This window comes from Streptomyces sp. NPDC048111, from assembly GCF_043202815.1.
In the GTDB taxonomy this organism is placed as follows: Bacteria; Actinomycetota; Actinomycetes; order Streptomycetales; family Streptomycetaceae; genus Streptomyces.
On sequence record NZ_JBIDBD010000025.1, the window covers coordinates 39035 to 60217 of the forward strand.

Consider the following 21183-nt stretch of genomic DNA (forward strand, 5'->3'; position numbering starts at 1 on the left):
CCGACAACGCCCCCGGCAGCGCCCCCCGGCTCACCGCGCGAACGTGTCGCAGCGGGCCGTGTCGCCCGTCCGGTAGCCGGTGTAGAACCACTGCTGGCGCTGCTGCGCCGAGCCGTGCGTCCAGGTCTCCGGGGTGACCCGGCCCTGGAACTTCTCCTGGATGCGGTCGTCGCCGACGGCCGCCGCCGCGTCCAGGCCGTCCTTGATGTCCTGGTCGGTGAGCCGGGAGATCAGCGGGCGTCCGGTCGCCTTGTCGGGGGTCGTCGTCGCGTGGTGCGCCCACACCCCGGCGTAGCAGTCGGCCTGCAACTCCACCTTCACCGCGTTGCTGTCCGCGCCCTGCCGCCCGTCCTGGGACTTCTGCAGGGTGCCCATCAGGTTCTGGATGTGGTGCCCGTACTCGTGCGCCACCACGTACGCCTGGGCGAAGGGCCCGCCGCTGGAGCCGAACTTGGTGCGCAGTTCGTCGAAGAAGCCGAGGTCGAGGTAGACCTGCCGGTCGCCCGGGCAGTAGAACGGCCCGACGGCCGAAGTGGCCGTCCCGCAGGCGGTGTTGACACGGCCGGTGAAGAAGACGGTCCGGGCGGGGGAGTACGCGCCGCCGCGCCGCGGGAACTCCTGGCCCCAGTAGTCCTGCACGCTGTTGACCACCGCCACGATCCGGCAGTCGTCCTTGGTGTTGGCGTCCGAGCCGGTGCGGCAGCTCTGGTTCACCTGGGCCTGCGAGGAGGAGGTCGCGGCCGGCGAGGTGTCGCCCGACGAGAGCCCGAGCTGCTCGGGGCCCACCCCGAAGAACAGAGCCAGGAGCAGCGCGATGACGCCGACGATGCCGCCCCCGACGGTGGCCCGGCCGCCCGGGATGCGGCCGCCGCGCGCGTCATTGACCTCGGACGTGTCCAGAGGGGCGTCGTCGTCGAACTGCATGGGCGCTCCACCGTCCGCTCTGGGGCCCGCGAGCGGCGGGCCGCTCGCGGTCACCCCGCGCATCACCAGGTCACTCCGAGTATCAACCGGTTCATTGCGCTACGCCCGTTTTGTTGCGTCGGCCGATACGCTCGGCGCCTCATGGACCGGACCCGTCTCGCGCTGACCGCAGTCGCCGCCGTACTCGCCCTCCCGCTGGTCACCGCCGCCCAGCACGCCGACCGGACCCCCTTCGGCGACCGCTTCGACCGCCGCACCGCCCCCACCTCGGCCTCCGCCTTCGACCCGGTCCGCATCCGGGGCGCGGCCGTCGAGGCGTACGACCGCGGCACCGGCACCCGGCGCTGGACGTACACGCGGCGCGACAGCAGGCCGCTGGCCCTGTACCGCGCGCCCGGCCACGCCTTCGCGCTCTGGGCGGACGGCATGATCACCGACACCGGTCCGCAACGGGTCCGCTGGCACCGGGCGGTGCCCGGCCTGGCCGGCTGGCTGGCGGAGCGGCCCGGGCGCGCCGCGGGGGTCCTCCAGCCGCTCGACGCGCAGGCCCGCATGCTCGCCGTCGTCATCCCCGAGCGCGTCAGCGCCTTCCGCGCCGCCGACGGCGACCTGCGCTGGCTGCTGCCCGCGCACCCGGGCTGCGCCTTCGACCCCGGACGCACCGCGCGGACCCGCGGGGTGCTGCTCGTGGCACAGCCCTGCGGCGGCCCCGGCGCCCCGGGCCCGGAGCGGGCGGCCGTCGACGGGCTCGGCAGGATCACCCCCGGGCGCACCCCGCTGGGCAACGACCTGCCCTTCTCCGGGCGCGGGGCCCGGCCGGAGTGAGGGCCCCGCGGACCGTGGCGGAAACCGGGTTGCACGACCCAGTTAGAATTGGCCGCATGGCAATTCTCCTTGTGCATTAGGCGGCGTCGACCTCACCGACCCCCGTCCCGTCCGCCGTCCCCACCGCCCTGGAGTCTTTCCGTGATCACCGCCACCGGCATCGAGCTGCGCGCCGGCGCCCGAGTCCTCATCGAGTCCGCGTCCTTCCGCGTCGCCAAGGGCGACCGCATCGGCCTGGTCGGCCGCAACGGCGCCGGCAAGACCACCCTCACCAAGTGCCTGGCCGGCGAGGGCATCCCCGCCGCCGGCACCATCACGCGCTCGGGCGAGGTCGGCTATCTGCCGCAGGACCCCCGCACCGGCGACCTCGACGTCCTCGCCCGCGACCGCATCCTCTCCGCCCGCGGCCTCGACGAGGTGCTGCGCAAGATGCGCGAGAACGAGGACCGCATGGCGAACGGCAAGGGCGCCACGCGCGAGAAGGCGATGAAGAAGTACGAGCGCCTGGAGACCGAGTTCCTCACCAAGGGCGGGTACGCCGCCGAGGCCGAGGCCGCCACCATCGCCGCCGCCCTCGGCCTGCCCGACCGGGTCCTCGGCCAGCCGCTGCACACCCTCTCCGGCGGTCAGCGCCGCCGTATCGAGCTCGCTCGCATCCTCTTCTCGGACGCCGACACGCTGCTCCTGGACGAGCCGACCAACCACCTCGACGCCGACTCGATCGTCTGGCTGCGCGACTACCTCAAGACGTACCGCGGCGGCTTCATCGTGATCTCGCACGACGTCGACCTGGTGGAGACGGTCGTCAACAAGGTGTTCTACCTGGACGCCAACCGCGCCCACATCGACGTCTACAACATGGGCTGGAAGCTCTACCAGCAGCAGCGCGAGGCCGACGAGAAGCGCCGCAAGCGCGAGCGCCAGAACGCCGAGAAGAAGGCCGCGGCCCTCAACTCCCAGGCCGACAAGATGCGGGCCAAGGCCACCAAGACCGTCGCCGCGCAGAACATGGCCAAGCGCGCCGAGCGCCTGCTCTCCGGCCTTGAGGCGGTCCGCGTCTCCGACAAGGTCGCCAAGCTCCGCTTCCCCGAGCCCGCCCCCTGCGGCAAGACGCCGCTGACGGCCGAGGGCCTGTCCAAGTCGTACGGCTCGCTCGAAATCTTCACCGATGTCGACCTGGCCATCGACAAGGGCTCGCGCGTGGTCATCCTCGGCCTCAACGGCGCCGGCAAGACGACGCTGCTGCGGCTGCTCGCCGGCGCCGAGAAGCCCGACACCGGCGAGGTCACCCCGGGACACGGCCTGAAGATGGGCTACTACGCGCAGGAGCACGAGACGCTCGACCCGGACCGCACGGTTCTGGAGAACATGCGCTCCTCCGCCCCCGACCTGGACCTGGTCGAGGTGCGCAAGACGCTCGGCTCCTTCCTCTTCTCCGGCGACGACGTCGACAAGCCGGCCGGCGTCCTGTCCGGCGGCGAGAAGACCCGGCTGGCGCTCGCCACCCTCGTGGTGTCGTCCGCCAACGTGCTGCTGCTCGACGAGCCCACCAACAACCTGGACCCGGCGAGCCGTGAGGAGATCCTCGGCGCGCTGCGCACGTACAAGGGCGCGGTCGTCCTGGTCACCCACGACGAGGGCGCCGTCGAGGCGCTCCAGCCGGAGCGGATCATCCTGCTGCCGGACGGTGTCGAGGACCTGTGGGGTCCGGACTACGCGGACCTGGTCGCCCTGGCCTGACCGACGCCCGTCGGCGGTCCGGCCAGCGGCGCCACCGGGGCGTCCGGCCGGCCGCCGCGCACGCGCTCCCCGGGTGGTCCGGCGCGATGATCCACTGGTTCTGGATCATTCGGCTCACGCGTGATCCTCAATCTGAGTGAGTGCGTCTCGTACCCCGGTGTGTCCCGCGCCCGATCACGGTCCGCCCCCACCGGGGCGGGCCTTTTTCCGTGTGTGACCCGGAACACAGCGCTGACCTGGCGGTTCGTCTCGACTTTCGGCCCGTGATATGTCCCGGCCCAGGCGGAATGCGATGTTCCGCGCCCGCTCGTCGCGCTCCGTGCCCGGAACCTTGTTGGACGGACCTTGCCGAATGGGTGGCCAGGAAGCCCAGGAGGGGTGATCATGAGAAGTCCAGAGCGCACTTCCCATGAGGAGGCACGGGTGGCCGAGACTCTGAAGAAGGGCAGCCGGGTGACCGGCGCCGCGCGCGACAAGCTCGCGGCAGACCTGAAGAAGAAGTACGACTCCGGTGCGAGCATCCGGGCGCTGGCCGAGGAAACCGGCCGGTCCTACGGATTCGTCCACCGGATGCTCAGCGAGTCCGGGGTCACTCTCCGTGGACGCGGTGGAGCGACCCGGGGCAAGAAGGTCGCCTCGGCCTGACCGGGGCGGCCCCGAACAGCTCCTGTGGCCCACCGGGTCCGGTGGTGGCCACCCGGTCGGCCGTGCGGTCGGCCGGGTGGTTACTGTGCAGTCACTTACGGATCGCCGAGGCGATCCCTCAATGACGGCACTGACCCGGAGGCGCCCCATGGCCACGTCCGCATCCGTACGTGAGGTATTCGACAAGGACGGCGTACGGCTCTCCGTCGACGACGCGATCGCCACGGTGACGCTGACCAATCCGGCCAAGCGCAACGCTCAGTCTCCCGCTCTGTGGCGGGCGTTGGCGGAGGCCGGACGGTCACTTCCGGGCAGCGTGCGCGTCGTCGTGCTGTGCGGTGAGGGCAAGTCCTTCTCCGCCGGCCTCGACCGCCAGGCCTTCACCCCCGAAGGCTTCGACGGCGAGCCCTCGTTCCTCGACCTCGCGCGCGGCTCCGACGCGGAGCTCGACGCGGTCATCGCCGAGTACCAGGAAGCGTTCACCTGGTGGCGCCGCAACGACATCGTGTCGATCGCGGCCGTCCAGGGGCACGCCATCGGTGCCGGATTCCAGCTCGCCCTCGCCTGTGACCTCCGGGTCGTGGCCGAGGACGTGCAGTTCGCCATGCGCGAGACCAGCCTCGGTCTCGTTCCCGACCTCACCGGTACGCACCCGCTCGTCGGGCTCGTCGGATACGCCCGCGCGCTCGAAATCTGCGCGACCGGGCGGTTCGTCGGAGCCGAGGAGGCCGAGCGCACCGGCCTCGCCAACCTCGCCGTGCCGACGTCCGAACTCGACTCCGCCGTACGGGACTTGGCGGGCGCGCTGCTCGCCGCCCCGCGGGACGCGGTGGTCGAGACCAAGGCGCTGCTGCGGGGCGCGTCGGGCCGTACCTACGAGGACCAGCGCGTCGCGGAGCGCGCCGCGCAGGCCCGCCGGCTGCGCGACCTGGCCGGCCTCTCGGACTGAGCCGCGCCGCGACGGGCCCCGGTCAGGTGACCCAGGTGACCAGGACGCCCACCGATCCGGCGGCCGGCACCGCCCGGGCCACCGCGCCGCGTACCGCCCGGGCCACTTCGAGCGGGTGGCCCAGCGTGGTCAGCTCCACCTGGAGGTGCCCGTCCGTCTCGCGTACGGGCGGGCCCAGCTCGTCGGTCAGCTGCACCACGCCGGGGGTGGCGAGGGCGGCTGCCGCCGCGGCGGTCGCGGGCGCCTCGGCGGGCCCGGGTGGGGGACCGCCGAACGGGGGGTCCGGCCGGGTGCCGGGCGGCGCGTCGAGCAGATCCGTCACCTTGAGGTCGACGTCCGAGACGTCGAGGCCCAGCCGGTCCTGCGCGGCCGAGAACAGCGCCTCGCGCAGACGCGCCGTCAGCTCCGGCACCGGATGCCCGCCCACGACGGCGAGTTCGGCCGTGATGCGCAGCGGGACCGGCGGCAGGGCGCTCGGCGGGGGCGTGACCAGCGGCCGGGCCGGGGCGTCCGGGTCGGCCGGGCCGACCCTCAAGGACGTCAGGACGAGCCCTGGCACCCCCGCGGCCGCCACGCTCAGGAGCGCGCCCGCGGCCCGCTCGGTGATCCACGCCCCGTCCTCGGGACCGCCCAGCGCGAGCAGTCGTCCGGCACCCAGCCGCCGGCGTACCGCGGCACTCCATCCATCACCCGTCATTCCCCCAGCCTGCCGCATCGAGGGGGCGAGTCGGGGCAAGCGCACTTAATGTGGGCAATGGAGTCCAAGGGCGAAGGGACGAACGGTCATGAGCGACACCACCGCAGAGCGCAACCGCCCCGGTGCACCCGGGAACGAGTCCGCAGGCGAATCCGGCGACCAGAACAGAAGGACGTCCGTCACCAAGAAGGGCGGCGGAGACCCGGCGGGGCGTGGTCGCACCACGATCGCCGACGGAGTGGTCGAGAAGATCGCCGGGATGGCGGCGCGTGACGTCGTCGGCGTGCACGCCATGGGCAGCGGCTTGTCGCGTACGTTCGGCGCGGTCAGGGACCGGGTGCCGGGCGGCAAGCCGGCCGTCACGCGCGGTGTGAAGGCCGAGGTGGGCGAGGTGCAGACCGCGCTCGACCTCGAAATCGTGGTCGACTACGGCGTCTCCATCGCCGAGGTGGCCCGCGACGTGCGCGAGAACGTGGTCTCCGCCGTGGAGCGGATGACCGGGCTCGAAGTCGTGGAGGTCAACATCGCGGTCAGCGATGTGAAGCTGCCCGAGGAGGAGGACGAGGAACCGGAGTCCCGGCTCCAGTAGCCCGGTGGCCCGGTGGCCCGGTGGCCCAGTGGCCCAGTGGTCCCGGCCTGGCTTGACGGCCTGGGTGGCCGACGGCCCGTTCAACTGGCCCGGTCCGACGGCTCGGTGATCCTGACCGGGCCCGGCCTGGGCCGGTGGCTCGGTGGTTCGTAACTTTCCGCATACCGTTTTTGGAAACAGACCGAGGAGCTCGGCATGAGCATGGCGGTGGTTGGCTTGATGACCGGCATGGCGCTCGCGTTCGCCGGATACTTCGGCGGCTTCGGGGCCTTCCTGCTGGTCGCGGCGCTGGGCGCCGTCGGCTTCGTGGTCGGACGCTTCCTCGACGGCGACCTCGAACCGGGCGACTTCTTCCGGACCCGCGACCGCGGCGACCGGCGGCGCTGACCGATGCCGGTGGCCGCACGGATCGAGCCCGCCGAGCGCGGCGCCACCCGGATCGCCGACCGGGTCGTCGCGAAGATCGCCGCGCAGGCGGCTCGGGAGGCCCTCGACGAGGTCCCCGAGGACGGAGCGCCGCCCCGCGCCACCGTCACGGTGCACCAGGACTCGGCCCGGGTACAGGTCAGTGTCGAACTCGGCTACCCCGGCGACCTGGGCGGCCAGTGCCGTGCCGTACGCCGTCAAGTCGCCGAGCGGGTAAGGGCGTTGGCGGGGATGGAGGTGCCCGACGTGGCGGTGCGGATCGAGCGTCTGCACGCGGCGGGGTCGGGCGCGGCGGACCGGGGGAGGATCCGATGAGCCGGCCGTACGAGGACGAGCCCCGCACCGAGCGCCTTCCCGTACTGGACCAGAGCGGCTCCTCCGCGGCTGCCGACCCCGGGCTCGACCAGGCGTCCTCGGCCTCCGACCACGACGCCGTGCCGGTGCTCGCGGATGGCGAGGGCGGCCGGGCGGGCCGGTTCTGGTCGGCCCGCCGGGTGCCGGCGGGGATCGTCGCCCTGCTCCTCCTGGCCGCGTCCGGTCTCCTCCTGTACGACGTGGCCGCCGTACGCGCCCACCGCTCGGCCATGCGCTGGCGCACCGGTCTCGCCCACTGGCTCGCGGACCATCCCGTCGACGATGTCGCGGTGCTCGCGGGTGCGGGCGCCGTCGCGCTGGTCGGCCTCTGGCTGATCGCCCTCGCGCTCACCCCCGGTCTGCGCGCCGTTCTGCCGATGCGGCGCCGGTCCGCCGCCGTACGTGCGGGCCTCGACCGGAACGCCGCGGCGCTGGTGCTGCGGGACCGGGCGATGGAGGTGGCCGGCGTCCAGTCGGCGCGGGTGCGGGTGCGGCGGCGCCGTGTCGTGGTGCGTGCCCTGTCCCACTTCCGTGAACTCGACGATGTACGGGCCGACTTGGACGCGGCGCTCGGCGCGGGCATCAAGGAGCTGGGCCTTGCCGCGCCGCCCGGGCTCGTGGTCCATGTGAGCCGCCAGGTACGGAAGGGCTGAGCCATGCTGCGGACGGTCAACCGGTTGGTGCTCGGCCTCGTCGGGCTCGTGCTGTTCGTCGTGGGTGGGGCGGTGCTGGCCGCCGGGCTAGGACTCGCCGTGCCGTCCTGGTGGCCCTGGGGCACCAGGCACGACGTCCTTCTGAGCCGGGCCCGCCGCGTCCGCTGGCACGACCAGGACTGGTGGTGGCCCGTGATGATCGCCGTCCTCGCGCTCCTCGTCGTCCTCACGCTGTGGTGGCTGCTCGCCCAGCTGCGCCGGGCCCGCCTCGCCGAGGTGCTGGTGGACTCCGGGGACGGGGAGGGGGCGCTGCTGCGGGGAAAGGCGCTGGAATCCGTGCTCGAAGGGGAGGCCGAGGGGTTGGAGGGGGTTGCCCGGGCGCGGGTGGCCCTGGTGGGGCGGAGGTCTGCGCCGGGGGCGCGGGTGTCGTTGCTGCTGGAGCCTCATGCGCGGCCTGCGGAGGCGTTGGGGGGGCTTGAGGGGGAGGCGCTTGAGCATGCCCGGGGTTCTGCCGGGCTGGAGAGCCTGCCGGCGGAGGTTCGCCTGCGCGGCCTCAAGCACGGGGCTCGGCGGGTGAGTTGACCTCCGGGCCGGGGCTGGGGGGTGCTGCCCGCTGAGGGGGCGCGGCCCGGCCCCTGGGGCTCCGCCCCAGACCCGGGGGGGGGCTTGCCCACCCGCCCGCCCGTGACGGGGGTTGGATAGGCCCGGGCCCTGGGGCTTCGCCCCAGACCCCCCAGGAGGCTGCCCACCCACCCGCCCGTGACGGGCGTTGGAGGGTGCCTGGCCCTGGGGCTGCGCCCCAGACCCCCTGAGGGGCTTCGCCCCTCGGACCCCGGCGGGGGCTGCGCCCCCGATCGCGCCTGAACGGCGCTCGTCCTCAAACGCCGGACAGGCTGTGGATGCGCGCGCGAACCAGCACCGGTGCCGCCAAGGGGCGCGGGACTCCGCAGACCCCGAGCACCCCGGTCCTGAAAGGGGCGCGGGGAACTGCGCGCCCAGCCACGCACGGCCCGCAGGGACATCGCGCCAGGGCGCCGGGGCAGCTCCACACCCCGCCCGCATCGCCCCCCGGGCGTCAGCCCCCCGTCAGCACCCCCACGCCACCCTGAACCCAACCCCCCCCATACCTCCGCCCACCCCAGCACGAACCTCCCCGAACCCAAAAGCACGCCCCCCCAACCCCCGCCCCGCGCAAAGGAGTTGCACCCCCCCATGTGGTCCCGACACCTCCCGGCCGCCCTCACCCTCGCCACAGCCATCGCCACCGCCACCACCCCCCCTCCTCGCCCCCGCAGCCCCGGCCTCTGCCACAGAGCCCACCCCCGCCGTCCAGGCAAAAAGGGCCCCCTCGGCCGGGGCAACCCCCTGTGCCCTCACCCCCGCCCCCCTCCCCCTACCCCCCAACACCCCCGAAGGGACAGTCGACGCGGCCGACAGTGCCGGCGGGTACGCGGGGGTGGCGTCGAGCAGTGGTGCCTACCCCCGCACGCACCACGCCGTCCGCTGGGCCGGTGGCAAGGTCACCGACCTGGGGGATCTGCCGGGGCTCACCGACAGCCTCACCGTCGCGGGGGTCAACCGTGACGGGACCGTCGTGGGGTACACCGACGACGCCCAGAACCACATCCACCCCTTCCGCTCGCGCGGCAACACCCTGGAACAGCTGCCCGTGCCGACCTTCTCCGGGCGGATGAACGCCTTCCCCACGGCGATCGACGACGCGGGCGACATCGTCGGGTGGGCCAGTTCCGAGCAGGGCGGCGGTCCCATGGCCGCCGTCATGTGGCCCGCGTCGGCGCCGGGCACCGTCGTGAAGGTGACCGGTGGACTGCCCACCGCCGGGCAGACCGAGGCCGTGGGGATCGACCAGGACGGCACGGTGCTGGTCAACAGCTACCCGGCCGACAACCCGGTCGACGCCAACGCCGTCTACCTCTGGCGGGCCAAAAGCGCGCGCAGGCTGACCGTCCCGGCGGGGGAGAGCAGGGTCAAGGGGTACGCCGTCGCGAACGGGCGGGTGGCCGGCCTGGCCGGTGCGCACGGCGTGCTCTGGGACCGGGACGGCACGGTCGTCCAGCCCGACAAGAGCGGCCTCATGTTCACGGTCAACCGCACCGGGCAGGCCGTCGGTTACCAGCCCGCACCCTTCGGCGCCCAGGTGCTCGGCGTCTGGCAACTGGGCACGAAGACCGCCACCCTGACCGCCACGCTGACCGGCATGGACAAGACCGTCAACGTCTCGGCGGACGACGGCACCCTGGCCGGCAGCACATGGAGCTCCACCACCCATCGCACCACGCCCACGACCTGGCGCTGCGGCTGATCGGCCGGCCCGGCCGCGGCGCCGTCCCCGCAGCCCGCCGCGGCCGACCCGTCCGAGGCGCACCCGACAGCCCGCCGCCCCCGCACACCCGCCGCCCCGCCACTCGCCCCCCGGCCTCCGCGCAGCCGGCCGCCCCGCACCCGCGCCGACCCGCGCACAGCCCGCCGCCCCGTAACCCAGCGCCCGCCCCGCCCCACACCCCCCCCCCGCTCAAAACCCGTGCCGCGCCCCCCCATCCACCGGCACCATCACCCCGGTCAGATATGACGCCGCCGGCGACAGCAGGAACGCCGCCGTGCGGCCGAACTCGTCCGGTGTGCCGTAGCGGCGCAGCGGGATGCGGGACTCGTTCGCCGCTCGGGTCGCCTCCGCGTCGCCGGACAGTTCGTCCAGCTGGCGGACGCGGTCGGTGTCGATGCGGGCCGGCAGCAGGCCCACCACGCGGATGCCGCGCGGGCCCAACTCGTCGGCCAGGGACTTGGCGAAGCCCGCGAGGCCGGGGCGCAGGCCGTTGGAGATGGTCAGGCCGGGGATCGGCTCGTGGACCGAGCCGGACAGGACGAAGCCGATCACGCCGCCCTCGTCGAGTTCCTCGGCCGCCGCGCGGGCGATGCGGACCGCGCCGAGGAACACCGCCTCGAAGGCGGACTGCCACTGCTCGTCGGAGTTGTCCGCGACGAACCCCGGCGCCGGGCCGCCCACGCTGATCAGCACGCCGTCGAAGCGCCCGAAGTGCTCGCGGGCGGTGGCGATGAGCCGCGCCGCCGCGGCCGGGTCGGCGTTGTCGGAGGTCACCGGGAGCGCGCCGGGGCCGAGTTCGGATGCGGCGGCGTTCAGCGTCTGCTCGTCGCGGGCGGTGACGACCACCTTCGCGCCGTCGGCGACCAGCGCCCGGGCCGAGGCGAGGCCGAGGCCCCGCGAGGCCCCGGTGACGACGTACACACGGTCCTTCAGTCCAAGATCCATGCGGGCTATCCTGCACCCTCGTCGCCGTCCGGTTCCATCGCGCAGGCGGTCGCGACCAGACCGATGTGGCTGAAGGCCTGCGGGAAGTTGCCGAGCTGGCGTCCGGCCGACGGGTCGTACTCCTCGGCGAGCAGGCCCACGTCGTTGCGCAGCGTCAGGAGCCGCTCGAACAGCTCCCGTGCCTCCTTCTTCCGCCCGGTCAGGCGCAGCGCGTCCGCCATCCAGAACGAGCAGACCAGGAAGGTGCCCTCGTCGCCGGGCAGGCCGTCGACGGTCGTTCCGTCGGTGCTGTAGCGGCGGACGAAGCCGCTTCCGCCGAGCTCGGCGTGCACCGCGTCGACCGTGCCGATCACCCGGGGGTCGTCCGCCGGCAGGAAGCCGACCCGGGGGATGAGCAGGGTCGCCGCGTCCAGTTCCTGCGAGCCGTACGCCTGGGTGAAGGTGTTGCGCTCCGGGTCGAAGCCCTTCTCGCAGACCTCCTGGTGCACCTCGTCTCGCATCTTGCGCCAGCGCCCGGCGTCGCCGCGCAGTTCCGGGTCCGCCTCCAGGGTGCGCACCGCGCGGTCGGCGGCCACCCACGCCATCACCTTCGAGTGCACGAAGTGCCGGCGCGGCCCGCGCACCTCCCACAGCCCCTCGTCCGGCTCGCGCCAGCGCGCCTCCAGGAAGCCGAGCAGGCTGAGCTGGAGGTTCCAGGCGTGCGACTCGCTCTGCAGGCCCGCCTGGCGCGCGAGATACAGCGAGTCGATGACTTCCCCGTACACGTCGAGCTGGAGCTGCTCGACGGCCGCGTTGCCGATCCGTACCGGCGCGGACTCGAAGTGCCCCTTAAGCCAGGGGAGTTCGAACTCGGGCAGGCGGCGCTCGCCCGACAGGCCATACATGATCTGGAGGTCGGCCGGATCGCCGGCGACGGCGCGCAGCAGCCAGTCCCGCCAGCGGCCCGCCTCCTCCAGATAGCCCGCCGACAGCAGCGCTTCGAGGGTGAGCGTGGAGTCGCGCAGCCAGCAGTAGCGGTAGTCCCAGTTGCGGACGCCGCCCAGCTCCTCGGGCAGCGAGGTGGTGGGGGCCGCGACGATGCCGCCGGTGGGGGCGAAGGTCAGCGCCTTGAGGGTGATCAGGGAGCGCATCACCGCGTCGCGGTAGGGGCCCGTGTAGCGGCACCGGCCCGCCCATTCCCGCCAGTCGGCGAGGGACTGGTCGAGCGCCTCGAACGGGTCGATGAGATCGGGGCGCGGTTCGTGCGAGGCGTGCCAGGTCAGGACGAAGGCGACCTTGTCGCCCTTGCCGACCGTGAACGAGGAGCGGGTGCTCATGTGCTGGCCCCAGGTCTTGACCTCGGGCTCGCTGCGCAGCCACGCCGAGTCGGGCCCGGCGACCGCGACCCGGTGCCCGTCGCAGCGGCGCATCCAGGGCACCACATGACCGTAGTCGAAGCGCAGGCGCAGGACCGAGCCCATCTCGACGGTCCCGCTGACCCCCTCCACGATGCGCACCACGTCCGGGGCGACATCGCGCTGGGGCATGAAGTCGATGACCTTCACCGTGCCGGTGGCGGTCTCCCAGTACGTCTCCAGGACGAGCGAATCATCCAGATAGGCGCGCCGGGAGCACCGGCCCGAGTGGCCGGCCTCCGTCGGGGCGATCCGCCAGTGGCCGTTGTTCTCGTCACCGAGCAGGGCGGAGAAGCAGGCGGCCGAATCGAAACGGGGCAGGCAGAGCCAGTCGACGGATCCGTCGAGGCCGATCAGGGCCGCGGTCTGCAGATCGCCGATGAGGGCGTAGTCCTCGATGCGCTGAGTACGTTGCGTCACGCCATGGCGTGTTCCCGGCGGGACAAATTGTTAAGCAGTCACCTGACCGGGCGCGCGCGGCACCGGATCAGGCGGTTGCGGGCTCGGGCTCGGCCGCCGGCTCGGCCGCGGCTGCCTCGCGGTCCTGCTTCTCGCGCCGTACGAGGATGAACCAGCCGACCGGCACCGCGGCCGAGAACAGCCACCACTGGACGGCGTACGCCATGTGCGGCCCGATCGAGCTGTCGTCGGGGGCCGGGATCAGTTCGGGGGAGCCGCCGGGGGAGTCCGGCGCGGTCTGCTCGATGTAGCCGCCCAGCACCGTTCGGCCCAGCGCCCTGGCCTGCTGGGCGCTGCTGATCAGCATGACCTGGCGGGGCGGCAGGCCCTTGACGTCCTTGATGCCGCTGGCCGCGGTGGTCTGGTCGGCCATCAGACGGCCGGTGACCGTCAGCCTGCCCGCGGGCGGGGCCGGGATCTTGGGGAAGTTCATCTGGCTGCCGTCGTCGGGGATCCAGCCCCGGTTGACCAGGACGGTCGGGCCGTTGTCGAGGACGAACGGGGTGAGCACGTGGTAGCCGACCCGGCCGTCGGCGGCGGTCCTGCGCCGCACGACGACCTCGTGCGCGGTGTCGTAGTGCCCGGTGGCGGTCACCCGGCGCCAGTAGTCGGAGTGGGGCACCGTGTGGCCCGGCGAGGTGAGGTCGGTCACCGGGACGGGGGCCGCCTTCATGTTGTCGGCGATGACGGTGTTCTGGGCGACCTTGTGCTCGTGGCGGTGCAGCTGCCAGAAGCCCAGCTCGATCATCGTGGGGATGAGAGCCAGGGCCAGAAGGGTGACGAGCACCCACTGCCGGGACAACAGGAAGCGGTACACCCCATGACGGTACAACTCGGGTCACGGGGTGCGGTGGGTGGGGTGGCGGAGGGTCGCCCTCGGGTCCGGGGGATTTGTCCGGGGGCAAAGGGGTCAGACCTTGTCGACGATGCCCGCCTTCCCCTCCGCGCGGGCGCAGTGCGCCCCGCAGTACCAGGCACCCTCGACCTCGACCCCCTGGCCGATGATCTGGACCCGGCAGTGTTCACAGATGGGCGCCATGCGGTGGATGGCGCACGAGAAGCAGTCGAAGACGTGCACCGCACCCTGCGCGTGCACCTCGAAGGACATCCCGTAGTCGTTTCCGCAGACCTCGCAACGTGCCATGGGCCACAGGGTGGAGGGTGCGCGGCGCGCACGGTGGGCGCCGCGCCCGGCACTCACCCGTCTGCCGGTGTCACGTCCCGCAGCAGCTGGGTGAAGGCGGCCTCGTCGACGACGGGGGTGCCGAAGGACTTCGCCTTGACGGTCTTGGAGGTGGCCGAGTCGGGGTCGTTGGTGACGAGCAGACTGGTGAGCCGCGACACGCTCGTCGCCACGTGCAGCCCCGCCTCGACGGCACGATCCTCCAGGAGCTCGCGGTCGACGGAGGTGTCACCGGAGAAGGCGACCCGCATGCCCTGCTTCAGCGGCCGGTCCGGCTCGTAGCGCCCGGGGTTGGGGTACGGGCACGCCGGGCGCTTGCGCGAGGCGCGCCAGGTGCCCGAGCCGCCGCCGCGGTAGGAGGCCTGGTAGCCGATGCGGGGGGTGGCCGGCGCGTCCGTCCACTCGGTGAGCGGGCGGCATTCGAGCAGCGGCAGGCGCACCCCGCCGGCCGCCGCGGCGTGCAGGCTCGGCCGGAAGGCCTCGGCGAGCACCCGCGCGTCGTCGAGGGCGTGGTGCGCGCGCTGCTGCACGACGCCGTAATGCGCGGCCAGGGATTCCAGTTTGTGGTTGGGCAGCGGCAGCGCCAGCTCCTTCGACAGGGCGATGGTGCACAGCCGCTGCCTGACGGGGGCGGTGCGGGTGGCCCGCGCGTACTCGCGCGCGATCATCTGCCAGTCGAAGATCGCGTTGTGCGCGACCAGGACCCGGCCGTCGAGCCGGGCGGCGAACTCCTCGGCGATGTCGGGGAACAGGGGCGCGCCTTCGAGCACGTCACTGGTGAGCCCGTGGATCCACACCGGGCCGGGGTCGCGCTCGGGGTTGACCAGCGTGTACCAGTGGTCCTCGACATTGCCCTGGGCGTCGAGGCGGTAGACGGCAGCCGAGATGATCCGGTCGTCGCGGGCGAGGCCGGTGGTCTCCACGTCGACGACCGCGTACCCCGGTGGGTAGGCGGCCGGCCACGTCGCTGCTGTCGTCAGGTCGTCGAGCATGGTCACAGAGAATACGGGTCCGCACTGACACGCCGGGCCCCGGCGGGGCATCCGGCCCGTGCCGCCGGGCTCCTCGCGCCCGGGCGCACGCCCCCAACTCGCCCCGGAATCAGACGATATGGAGCTGCCCCGCTCCGGTGGGCGGCGCCGGTCCGGGGGCCGGAGTGAGGGCCGGGCCACAGTGCGGGGCAGGCGCGGGCGGCGGCCGAAGGCGCCGTGCCTACTCCTTCGCGCCCGCGAGCAGCCCCGCCACGAGCGCCCGCACCGAGTCGGTGAAGAGCCGGTCCTGATCCACCGGCGCGGCCAGCGCCCGGGCCAGCGCCGGATCCTGTCCGGCCGTCCGCGGATGCCACAGCTCCTCCTCCGCCGGGCGCTGGAGCGGGGCGCGCTCCCGGTTGCGCTCGATCAGGACGTACCCCACGACCTGGAACTGCACGGCCCGCACCGCCTGCGCCGCGCGGGCGCCGCGCAGGCCCGCCGCGTGCATCTCGCGCACCAGGGCCTGCTGGGCGGGCAGGAACATCCGCTCGGTCAGGCCCCGTTCGTGGACCATCGCGATCAGGTGCGGGCGCGCGCGCAGCTCGTCGCGCAGGGTGCGGGCCACCGACACCACGCGGGCGGCCGGGGTGCGCCCGCGCGGTGCGATCTCGCCCAGCTCCGCCACGGTCCGCTCCACCAGTGCGTCCAGCAGGGATTCGCGGTTGCCCACGTGCCAGTAGATCGAGGTGACGGCGGTGCCGAGTTCGGCGGCGAGCTTGCGCATGGTCAGGGCGGCGGGCCCGTGCTGTCTGACCAGGGCCCCGGCCGCGAGGAGGATCTCCTCGCGGGTGAGGGAGGCACGCGTCATGTCTGATGCTCCGTCATATTTGGTGGGTGCGCGGGTCTTTACCCTTCATCGGACGCGATGTAACTGTGTTACAGGCCGCCGGGAGAAGAGGGCCCCCGTAGGCCGGACCCCCCAGGAGACAGTCCGCGAAGGGTGGTACGACATGGCACGCGTACGGTACGGGGCGCGCACCGAGGCCGAGATCCAGGCGGCGCGCACCGCGAACTCCAAGCTCCCCGACATCTGGTCGACCGGCGTCGTGGCGGTCTGGGAGAGCGACCCCGACGCGGTCGCGGCCGTCCTGCCGCCGCCGCTGAAGCCCGGAGAGCGCCCGCTGGTGCGGGCCAACATCAGCACCGTCGACCTGCCCGGATATCCGCTCGGCGCGGGCTCGGTCGCCGTCGCCGCGGTGCACGACGGACAGGAGGGCTGGTATCCGCTGGTCATGCCGATGACGCACGAACGCGCCCTGATCGGCGGACGCGAAGTGTTCGGAGAGCCGAAGAAGCTCGGCGAGGTGGTGGTCGAGCGCGACGGCCTGGTCGTCCGCGCCTCGCTCGCCCGGCACGGCATCGCGTTCGTGGAGGTGCGCGGCGCGGTCGAGGGGCCGCTGCCGCTGCCCGGGCCGACCCGCAGGACCGACTTCTACTTCAAGTTCCTGCCGGCCGTGGACGGCGAGGGCTTCGACGCCGACCCCGTCCTCGTGCACTGCGTACGCAACGAGAAGGTGCGCACCCTGGAGAAGGTCACCGGCGACGTGGTGCTGCGCGAGTCGATGTACGACCCGGTCGCCGATCTGCCGGTGCGCCGCCTCGTCCAGATCACCATCGGCGAGAAGGCCACCGACCAGCGGGGCACGGTGGCCGAACGGGTCAGCGCCCAGGCCCTGTTGCCCTACATCCACCAGCGCTACGACGATCCCCGGCAGATCCTCGACGGGCCGCCCGAGGGGAGTCTTTGACCATGGAGCTGAGGCAGGGGCAGGTCGCGGTGGTGACCGGTGCGGCGAGCGGGATCGGGCTCGCGATGGCCCGGCGGTTCGCCGCCGAGGGGCTCAAGGTGGTCCTCGCCGACGTCGAGGAGGGCGCCCTGGGCAAGGCGGCGCGACAGCTGCGCGAGGACGGGGCCGAGGTGCTCGCCCGCACCGTCGACGTCAGCGAACGGGACGAGGTGCTGGCCCTCGCGGACGCCGCGTACGAGGCGTTCGGCGCGGTGCACGTGCTGTGCAACAACGCCGGGGTCGGCTCCGGCGCCGAGGGCCGCATGTGGGAGCACGAGGCCAACGACTGGAAGTGGGCCTTCGCGGTCAATGTGTGGGGCGTCTTCCACGGCATCCAGGCCTTCGTGCCCCGCATGATCGCCGGCGGCGAGGCGGGCCGGATCGTCAACACCTCCTCCGGGGACGGCGGCATCGCCCCGCTGCCGACCGCGTCCGTGTACGCCGTCACCAAGTCGGCGGTGGTCACGATGACCGAGTCGCTGTACGCGCACCTGAAGGCGGAGGGGGTCCCGATCGGCGCATCGGTGCTCTTCCCCGGCCCGCACATGCTGCGCACCGGCCTGTGGGAGTCGCACCGCAACCGGCCCGGGCGCTACGCCAAGGAGCGCCCGCGCAGAACGCCCTACCGCAGCCTCGACCAGTGGGAGTCGGCGATGCGTGCCGCGGGCCACGCGATCGAGTTCACCCCGGTCGAGGCCGTGGCGGCCGAGGTCGTCGACGGGATCAGGGCCGACCGGTTCTGGATGCTCCCGGCGAGCGAGCACAGCGACCGGCAGATCCGGGCGCGCTCGCAGTCGATGCTCGACCGGGCCGACCCGGCCTACCTGGAAAGCTTCATCCTGGACTGACGAGGGACGTGCGATGACAGCGCAGAACGATCCGTACCTGATCATCTCCTCCGACTGCCACGCCGGGCTCCCCACCGAGGAGTACCGGCCCTATCTGGACAGCCGCTTCCACCGGGAGTTCGACGAGTTCCTCGCGGGGCGCGAGCGCCGCCGCGAGGAGATGACCCGGCTCGGGGTGCGCAACGAGGCCTTCGCGGACCGCTGGTTCAGCGACAACGAGGAAGGTCTGCGCGGGGGTTGGGACGCGGCCCGGCGCATCAAGGAGCTCGACGGCGACGGCGTCGCGGGCGAGGTCGTCTTCCCCGACGCGGACGCCGTGGACAGCCGCACCGCCGCCCCCTTCGGCGTCGGCCTCGGCCTCTCCGGCGACCAGGACCCCGACCTCGGCATGGCGGGCGCCCAGGCGCACAACCGCTGGCTCGCCGAGTTCGTCGCACACCATCCCGAACGGCACTGCGGGGTCGCCCTGCTGCCCGTCACCGGCGAGGTCGACCGGGTCGTCGCCGAGATCCACCGGGCCAAGGAGTCCGGGCTCGGCGCGCTGATGATCCCCTCGATGTGGGTGGACCGCGCCCCCTACCACGACCGGCGCTACGACCCGGTGTGGGCCGCCGCGGCCGAGACCGGGATGCCGCTGGTGACCCACTCGGGGGCGGCCCCGCGCCACGAGTACGGCGACCACCTGGGCATCTATGTGTCCGAGGTGACCTGGTGGCCCGCCCGCCCGCTGTGGTTCCTGCTGTGGTCCGGCGTCTTCGAGCGCCACCCCGGGCTCAGGTTCGGGGTGGCGGAGTCCGGTTGCTGGTGGCTGCCCAACCTGCTGTGGTTCATGGACCGGCTCTACCTCGGCGCGCACGGCGGCAAGAAGCTCTCGCCGTTCGCCGAGCTGAAGCGCCCGCCCAGCGAGTACCTCGACCGGCAGATCTTCGTCTGCGCCACCAACACCAAGCGCCGCGAACTGGCCCAGCGCTACGAGATCGGCGTCGACAACATCCTGTGGGGCTCCGACTTCCCGCACCCGGAGGGCACCTGGCCCCGCACCCGGGAGTGGCTGCGCACCACCTTCCACGACATCCCGGTGTCGGAGACCCGGCGGATGCTCGGCCTCGCGGCGGCCGAGGTGTTCGGCTTCGACACCGCGAAGCTGGCGCCGCTCGCCCGCCGGATCGGGCCGACCCCCGCCGAACTGGGCCAGCCCGAGGACCAGTCGGCCGTCGAGGCGTCCTGGGCGCGCTCGCGCGAGGTGGGCCGCCACTGGCTGACCGAGCACGACTTCCCGGTCCTGGGGGTGGAGCGGTGAGCGGGCGCGGGACGGGGGGCGCGAACGGGCGGGGCGCGGCCGGCGCGAGCGGACCGGACGGCGGGAGCGCGGCGGCGGCCGAGCGCTACACGGTCATCTCGGCGGACTGTCACGCCGGCGCCGACCTCCTGGACTACCGGCCCTACCTGGAGTCGAAGTACCACGACGCCTTCGACGCGTGGGTGGCCACGTACGTCAACCCGTACGAGGACCTGATGGCCGACACGGCCGACCGCAACTGGAACTCGGCCCGCCGGGTGGCCGAGCTGGAGGCGGACGGCATCGTCGCCGAGGTCGTCTTCCCGAACACGATCCCGCCGTTCTTCCCGTCGGCCTCCCTCATGGCGCCCGCCCCGACGCGCGAGGAGTACGAGCGGCGCTGGGCCGGGCTGCGCGCCCACAACCGGTGGCTCGCCGACTTCTGCGCGCAGGCGCCAGGGCGCCGGGCGGGCGTGGCGCAGATCCTGCTGAACGACGTGGACGAGGCGGTGCGCGAGATCCGCCACAGCCGCGAGGCCGGCCTGACCGGCGGCGTCCTGCTGCCGGGCGCGCCGCCGGGCTCGGGGGTGCCCGAGCTGTACTCCGAGGCGTACGACCCGATCTGGGCGGTCTGCGCCGAGCTCGGCGTACCGGTCAACCACCACGGGGGGTCCGCGTCGCCGCCGCTGGGGGAGGAGCCGGCCGCGCGCGCGGTGTTCATGGTGGAGACCACCTGGTTCTCGCACCGGGCACTGTGGCACCTGATCTTCGGCGGCGCCTTCAACCGCCACCCGTCCCTCCACCTGGTGCTCACCGAGCAGGGGTCGGGCTGGATCCCCGGCGTGCTCGACATGCTGGACTACTACCACGGGCGGCTGGTGGCGGCCAGGACGAAGGCGGCCACCGCGGAGTCCAAGTTCGGCGCGGGGCTGGCCGGTTCCATGGGCAGGGGTCCGTCGCGGGTGTGGCGGGACAACTGCTTCGTCGGAGCCAGTTTCATGCGGCCGCACGAGGTGCCGCTGCGCGACCGGATCGGCCTCGACAAGATCATGTGGGGCAGCGACTACCCCCACGACGAGGGCACCACCCCCTTCTCGCGGGAGGGGCTGCGGATCGCCTACGCGGGCCTGCCGAGCGAGGAGGTCGCGGCGATGGTGGGTGGCAACGCGGCCCGCGTCTACGGATTCGACCTGCCGTTCCTGGACGCGATCGCGCGGCGCGTGGGCCCCACGGTGGCCGAGGTCGCCGAGCCCCTGAAGGAGGTCCCCGCCGGCGCGACGAGTCCCGCGTTCGCCCCGGGCGGGTCGGTGCGGGTGTGGTGAACGCGGGGTGAGACCCTGCCCCGCATGAACTCACCCGACCAGCACGACGAGGCGCACCAGGGGGCCCTCGGCTCGCGGCTCAACTGGCTGCGGGCCGCGGTCCTGGGCGCCAACGACGGCATCGTCTCCACCGCCGGACTCGTCGTCGGCGTGGCCGGTGCGACGGACGACCGCTCGGCCCTCCTGACGGCGGGCCTCGCCGGGCTGCTCGCCGGTTCGCTGTCCATGGCGGCCGGCGAGTACGTCTCGGTCTCCACCCAGCGCGACTCGGAGCGGGCCGCGCTCGCCCTGGAGCGGCGTGAGCTGAAGGAGTCGCCCGAAGCCGAACTGGCCGAACTGACCGGGCTGTTGACCGAGCGGGGCCTGAGTGAGGAGGTGGCCCGCGAGGCGGCGGTCCAGCTCACCGAGCGCGACGCGCTGCGCGCCCACGCCAGTGTCGAGCTCGGCATCGACCCCGACGACCTCACCAACCCCTGGCACGCGGCCTGGGCCAGCTTCCTCGCCTTCACCGCCGGCGCCCTGCTCCCCCTCCTCGCCATCGTGCTGCCCCCGCCCCAGGCCCGCCTGTACGTGACGGTCGGCTCGGTCCTGGCCGCCCTCACCCTCACCGGCTGGGGCAGCGCCCGCCTGGGCGCGGCCCCGCCCCGCCGCGCGATCTGGCGGAACGTGGGAGGGGGTGCGGTGGCGATGGGGGTCACGTATGGGGTGGGGGTGCTGCTGGGGGCGGCGGGGGTGTAGGACGTCCGTCCTGGTGCAGGCGGTCGGGACGGGCTCAGGCGCCCCTCTTGG

At 73.3% G+C, this 21183-nt stretch carries 23 protein-coding genes; 15 read left to right on the forward strand and 8 right to left on the reverse strand.

All coding sequences use genetic code 11. The annotated features are described in order from the left end of the window. Positions 1–30 precede the first annotated feature (30 nt). The gene (locus ACGF3I_RS28285) at positions 31–924 is read right to left on the reverse strand and encodes a neutral zinc metallopeptidase (RefSeq protein ID WP_393136816.1); all 894 of its coding nucleotides are present in this window, start codon (positions 922–924) and stop codon (positions 31–33) included. Positions 925–1065: 141 nt separating this feature from the next. Between ACGF3I_RS28285 and ACGF3I_RS28290 the strand changes: the two genes are divergently transcribed. The 4 genes from ACGF3I_RS28290 to ACGF3I_RS28305 all read left to right on the forward strand — a co-directional run bounded on the left by ACGF3I_RS28290 (position 1066) and on the right by ACGF3I_RS28305 (position 5083). Beyond that, positions 1066–1749, forward strand: coding sequence for a hypothetical protein (locus ACGF3I_RS28290; protein ID WP_393136818.1), 684 nt, complete (start codon positions 1066–1068; stop codon positions 1747–1749). 141 nt (positions 1750–1890) lie between these two features. Then, entirely contained in the window at positions 1891–3489 is a 1599-nt protein-coding gene (locus ACGF3I_RS28295; protein WP_393136820.1) for an ABC-F family ATP-binding cassette domain-containing protein, read from the forward strand. Between the two features lie 423 nt (positions 3490–3912). Further along, a complete protein-coding gene (locus ACGF3I_RS28300; RefSeq protein ID WP_393136822.1) occupies positions 3913–4134 on the forward strand; it encodes a helix-turn-helix domain-containing protein in 222 nt (73 codons plus the stop codon). A 148-nt stretch (positions 4135–4282) separates the two neighbouring features. Next, on the forward strand, positions 4283–5083 hold the full coding sequence (locus tag ACGF3I_RS28305; protein ID WP_393136824.1) for an enoyl-CoA hydratase/isomerase family protein: 801 nt from the start codon (positions 4283–4285) through the stop codon (positions 5081–5083). 22 nt (positions 5084–5105) lie between these two features. Here ACGF3I_RS28305 and ACGF3I_RS28310 read toward each other — a convergent pair whose 3' ends face one another. Beyond that, complete coding sequence (locus tag ACGF3I_RS28310) at positions 5106–5780, reverse strand: hypothetical protein (protein ID WP_393136826.1); 675 nt, start codon at positions 5778–5780, stop codon at positions 5106–5108. Positions 5781–5868: 88 nt separating this feature from the next. Here ACGF3I_RS28310 and ACGF3I_RS28315 point away from each other — a divergent pair, with 88 nt between their 5' ends. The 6 genes from ACGF3I_RS28315 (at position 5869) to ACGF3I_RS28340 (ending at position 10125) form a co-directional block, all read left to right on the forward strand. Continuing rightward, on the forward strand, positions 5869–6369 hold the full coding sequence (locus tag ACGF3I_RS28315) for an Asp23/Gls24 family envelope stress response protein (RefSeq protein ID WP_393136828.1): 501 nt from the start codon (positions 5869–5871) through the stop codon (positions 6367–6369). A gap of 195 nt (positions 6370–6564) precedes the next feature. After that, complete coding sequence (locus tag ACGF3I_RS28320; protein ID WP_393136831.1) at positions 6565–6756, forward strand: hypothetical protein; 192 nt, start codon at positions 6565–6567, stop codon at positions 6754–6756. Between the two features lie 3 nt (positions 6757–6759). Further along, entirely contained in the window at positions 6760–7110 is a 351-nt protein-coding gene (locus tag ACGF3I_RS28325) for a hypothetical protein (protein ID WP_393136833.1), read from the forward strand. Continuing rightward, on the forward strand, positions 7107–7802 hold the full coding sequence (locus ACGF3I_RS28330; protein WP_393136835.1) for a DUF6286 domain-containing protein: 696 nt from the start codon (positions 7107–7109) through the stop codon (positions 7800–7802). The genes ACGF3I_RS28325 and ACGF3I_RS28330 overlap by 4 nt, the downstream gene beginning before the upstream one ends. A 3-nt stretch (positions 7803–7805) precedes the next feature. Next, on the forward strand, positions 7806–8384 hold the full coding sequence (amaP, locus tag ACGF3I_RS28335; RefSeq protein ID WP_393136837.1) for an alkaline shock response membrane anchor protein AmaP: 579 nt from the start codon (positions 7806–7808) through the stop codon (positions 8382–8384). A gap of 874 nt (positions 8385–9258) precedes the next feature. Beyond that, positions 9259–10125 carry a hypothetical protein gene (locus ACGF3I_RS28340; protein ID WP_393136839.1) on the forward strand — a complete coding sequence of 289 codons (867 nt, stop codon included), beginning with the start codon at positions 9259–9261 and terminating at the stop codon, positions 10123–10125. Positions 10126–10335: 210 nt separating this feature from the next. Here ACGF3I_RS28340 and ACGF3I_RS28345 read toward each other — a convergent pair whose 3' ends face one another. The 6 genes from ACGF3I_RS28345 to ACGF3I_RS28370 form a co-directional block, all read right to left on the reverse strand. Continuing rightward, on the reverse strand, positions 10336–11091 hold the full coding sequence (locus ACGF3I_RS28345) for an SDR family oxidoreductase (RefSeq protein WP_393136840.1): 756 nt from the start codon (positions 11089–11091) through the stop codon (positions 10336–10338). 5 nt (positions 11092–11096) lie between these two features. Continuing rightward, the gene (locus ACGF3I_RS28350) at positions 11097–12905 is read right to left on the reverse strand and encodes a glycoside hydrolase family 15 protein (protein WP_393136842.1); all 1809 of its coding nucleotides are present in this window, start codon (positions 12903–12905) and stop codon (positions 11097–11099) included. A 67-nt stretch (positions 12906–12972) separates the two neighbouring features. Further along, a complete protein-coding gene (locus ACGF3I_RS28355) occupies positions 12973–13761 on the reverse strand; it encodes an SURF1 family protein (protein WP_393136844.1) in 789 nt (262 codons plus the stop codon). Positions 13762–13854: 93 nt separating this feature from the next. Continuing rightward, the gene (locus ACGF3I_RS28360; RefSeq protein ID WP_114036065.1) at positions 13855–14088 is read right to left on the reverse strand and encodes a hypothetical protein; all 234 of its coding nucleotides are present in this window, start codon (positions 14086–14088) and stop codon (positions 13855–13857) included. Positions 14089–14141: 53 nt separating this feature from the next. After that, complete coding sequence (locus ACGF3I_RS28365) at positions 14142–15125, reverse strand: DEDDh family exonuclease (RefSeq protein WP_393136846.1); 984 nt, start codon at positions 15123–15125, stop codon at positions 14142–14144. 214 nt (positions 15126–15339) lie between these two features. Beyond that, positions 15340–15966 (reverse strand): TetR/AcrR family transcriptional regulator, encoded by a 627-nt coding sequence (locus ACGF3I_RS28370; RefSeq protein WP_393136848.1) that lies wholly within the window; start codon positions 15964–15966, stop codon positions 15340–15342. Between the two features lie 142 nt (positions 15967–16108). Here ACGF3I_RS28370 and ACGF3I_RS28375 point away from each other — a divergent pair, with 142 nt between their 5' ends. The 5 genes from ACGF3I_RS28375 to ACGF3I_RS28395 all read left to right on the forward strand — a co-directional run bounded on the left by ACGF3I_RS28375 (position 16109) and on the right by ACGF3I_RS28395 (position 21132). Beyond that, the gene (locus ACGF3I_RS28375) at positions 16109–16906 is read left to right on the forward strand and encodes an acetoacetate decarboxylase family protein (RefSeq protein WP_393136850.1); all 798 of its coding nucleotides are present in this window, start codon (positions 16109–16111) and stop codon (positions 16904–16906) included. 2 nt (positions 16907–16908) lie between these two features. Beyond that, a complete protein-coding gene (locus ACGF3I_RS28380) occupies positions 16909–17793 on the forward strand; it encodes an SDR family NAD(P)-dependent oxidoreductase (protein ID WP_393136853.1) in 885 nt (294 codons plus the stop codon). A 13-nt stretch (positions 17794–17806) separates the two neighbouring features. After that, positions 17807–19093, forward strand: coding sequence for an amidohydrolase family protein (locus tag ACGF3I_RS28385; protein ID WP_393136855.1), 1287 nt, complete (start codon positions 17807–17809; stop codon positions 19091–19093). Between the two features lie 95 nt (positions 19094–19188). Next, a complete protein-coding gene (locus ACGF3I_RS28390; RefSeq protein WP_393136928.1) occupies positions 19189–20394 on the forward strand; it encodes an amidohydrolase family protein in 1206 nt (401 codons plus the stop codon). A 24-nt stretch (positions 20395–20418) separates the two neighbouring features. Continuing rightward, positions 20419–21132 (forward strand): VIT family protein, encoded by a 714-nt coding sequence (locus tag ACGF3I_RS28395; protein WP_393136857.1) that lies wholly within the window; start codon positions 20419–20421, stop codon positions 21130–21132. Positions 21133–21183: the final 51 nt, after the last annotated feature.

Coding starts and splice junctions, on each gene's coding strand:
- ACGF3I_RS28285 (WP_393136816.1), bottom strand. CDS start 924: ATGCAGTTCGACGACGACGCCCCTCTGGACACGTCCGAGGTCAATGAC.
- ACGF3I_RS28290 (WP_393136818.1), top strand. CDS start 1,066: ATGGACCGGACCCGTCTCGCGCTGACCGCAGTCGCCGCCGTACTCGCC.
- ACGF3I_RS28305 (WP_393136824.1), top strand. CDS start 4,283: ATGGCCACGTCCGCATCCGTACGTGAGGTATTCGACAAGGACGGCGTA.
- ACGF3I_RS28310 (WP_393136826.1), bottom strand. CDS start 5,780: ATGACGGGTGATGGATGGAGTGCCGCGGTACGCCGGCGGCTGGGTGCC.
- ACGF3I_RS28315 (WP_393136828.1), top strand. CDS start 5,869: ATGAGCGACACCACCGCAGAGCGCAACCGCCCCGGTGCACCCGGGAAC.
- ACGF3I_RS28320 (WP_393136831.1), top strand. CDS start 6,565: ATGAGCATGGCGGTGGTTGGCTTGATGACCGGCATGGCGCTCGCGTTC.
- ACGF3I_RS28325 (WP_393136833.1), top strand. CDS start 6,760: ATGCCGGTGGCCGCACGGATCGAGCCCGCCGAGCGCGGCGCCACCCGG.
- ACGF3I_RS28330 (WP_393136835.1), top strand. CDS start 7,107: ATGAGCCGGCCGTACGAGGACGAGCCCCGCACCGAGCGCCTTCCCGTA.
- amaP (WP_393136837.1), top strand. CDS start 7,806: ATGCTGCGGACGGTCAACCGGTTGGTGCTCGGCCTCGTCGGGCTCGTG.
- ACGF3I_RS28345 (WP_393136840.1), bottom strand. CDS start 11,091: ATGGATCTTGGACTGAAGGACCGTGTGTACGTCGTCACCGGGGCCTCG.
- ACGF3I_RS28360 (WP_114036065.1), bottom strand. CDS start 14,088: ATGGCACGTTGCGAGGTCTGCGGAAACGACTACGGGATGTCCTTCGAG.
- ACGF3I_RS28370 (WP_393136848.1), bottom strand. CDS start 15,966: ATGACGCGTGCCTCCCTCACCCGCGAGGAGATCCTCCTCGCGGCCGGG.
- ACGF3I_RS28375 (WP_393136850.1), top strand. CDS start 16,109: ATGGCACGCGTACGGTACGGGGCGCGCACCGAGGCCGAGATCCAGGCG.
- ACGF3I_RS28380 (WP_393136853.1), top strand. CDS start 16,909: ATGGAGCTGAGGCAGGGGCAGGTCGCGGTGGTGACCGGTGCGGCGAGC.
- ACGF3I_RS28385 (WP_393136855.1), top strand. CDS start 17,807: ATGACAGCGCAGAACGATCCGTACCTGATCATCTCCTCCGACTGCCAC.
- ACGF3I_RS28395 (WP_393136857.1), top strand. CDS start 20,419: ATGAACTCACCCGACCAGCACGACGAGGCGCACCAGGGGGCCCTCGGC.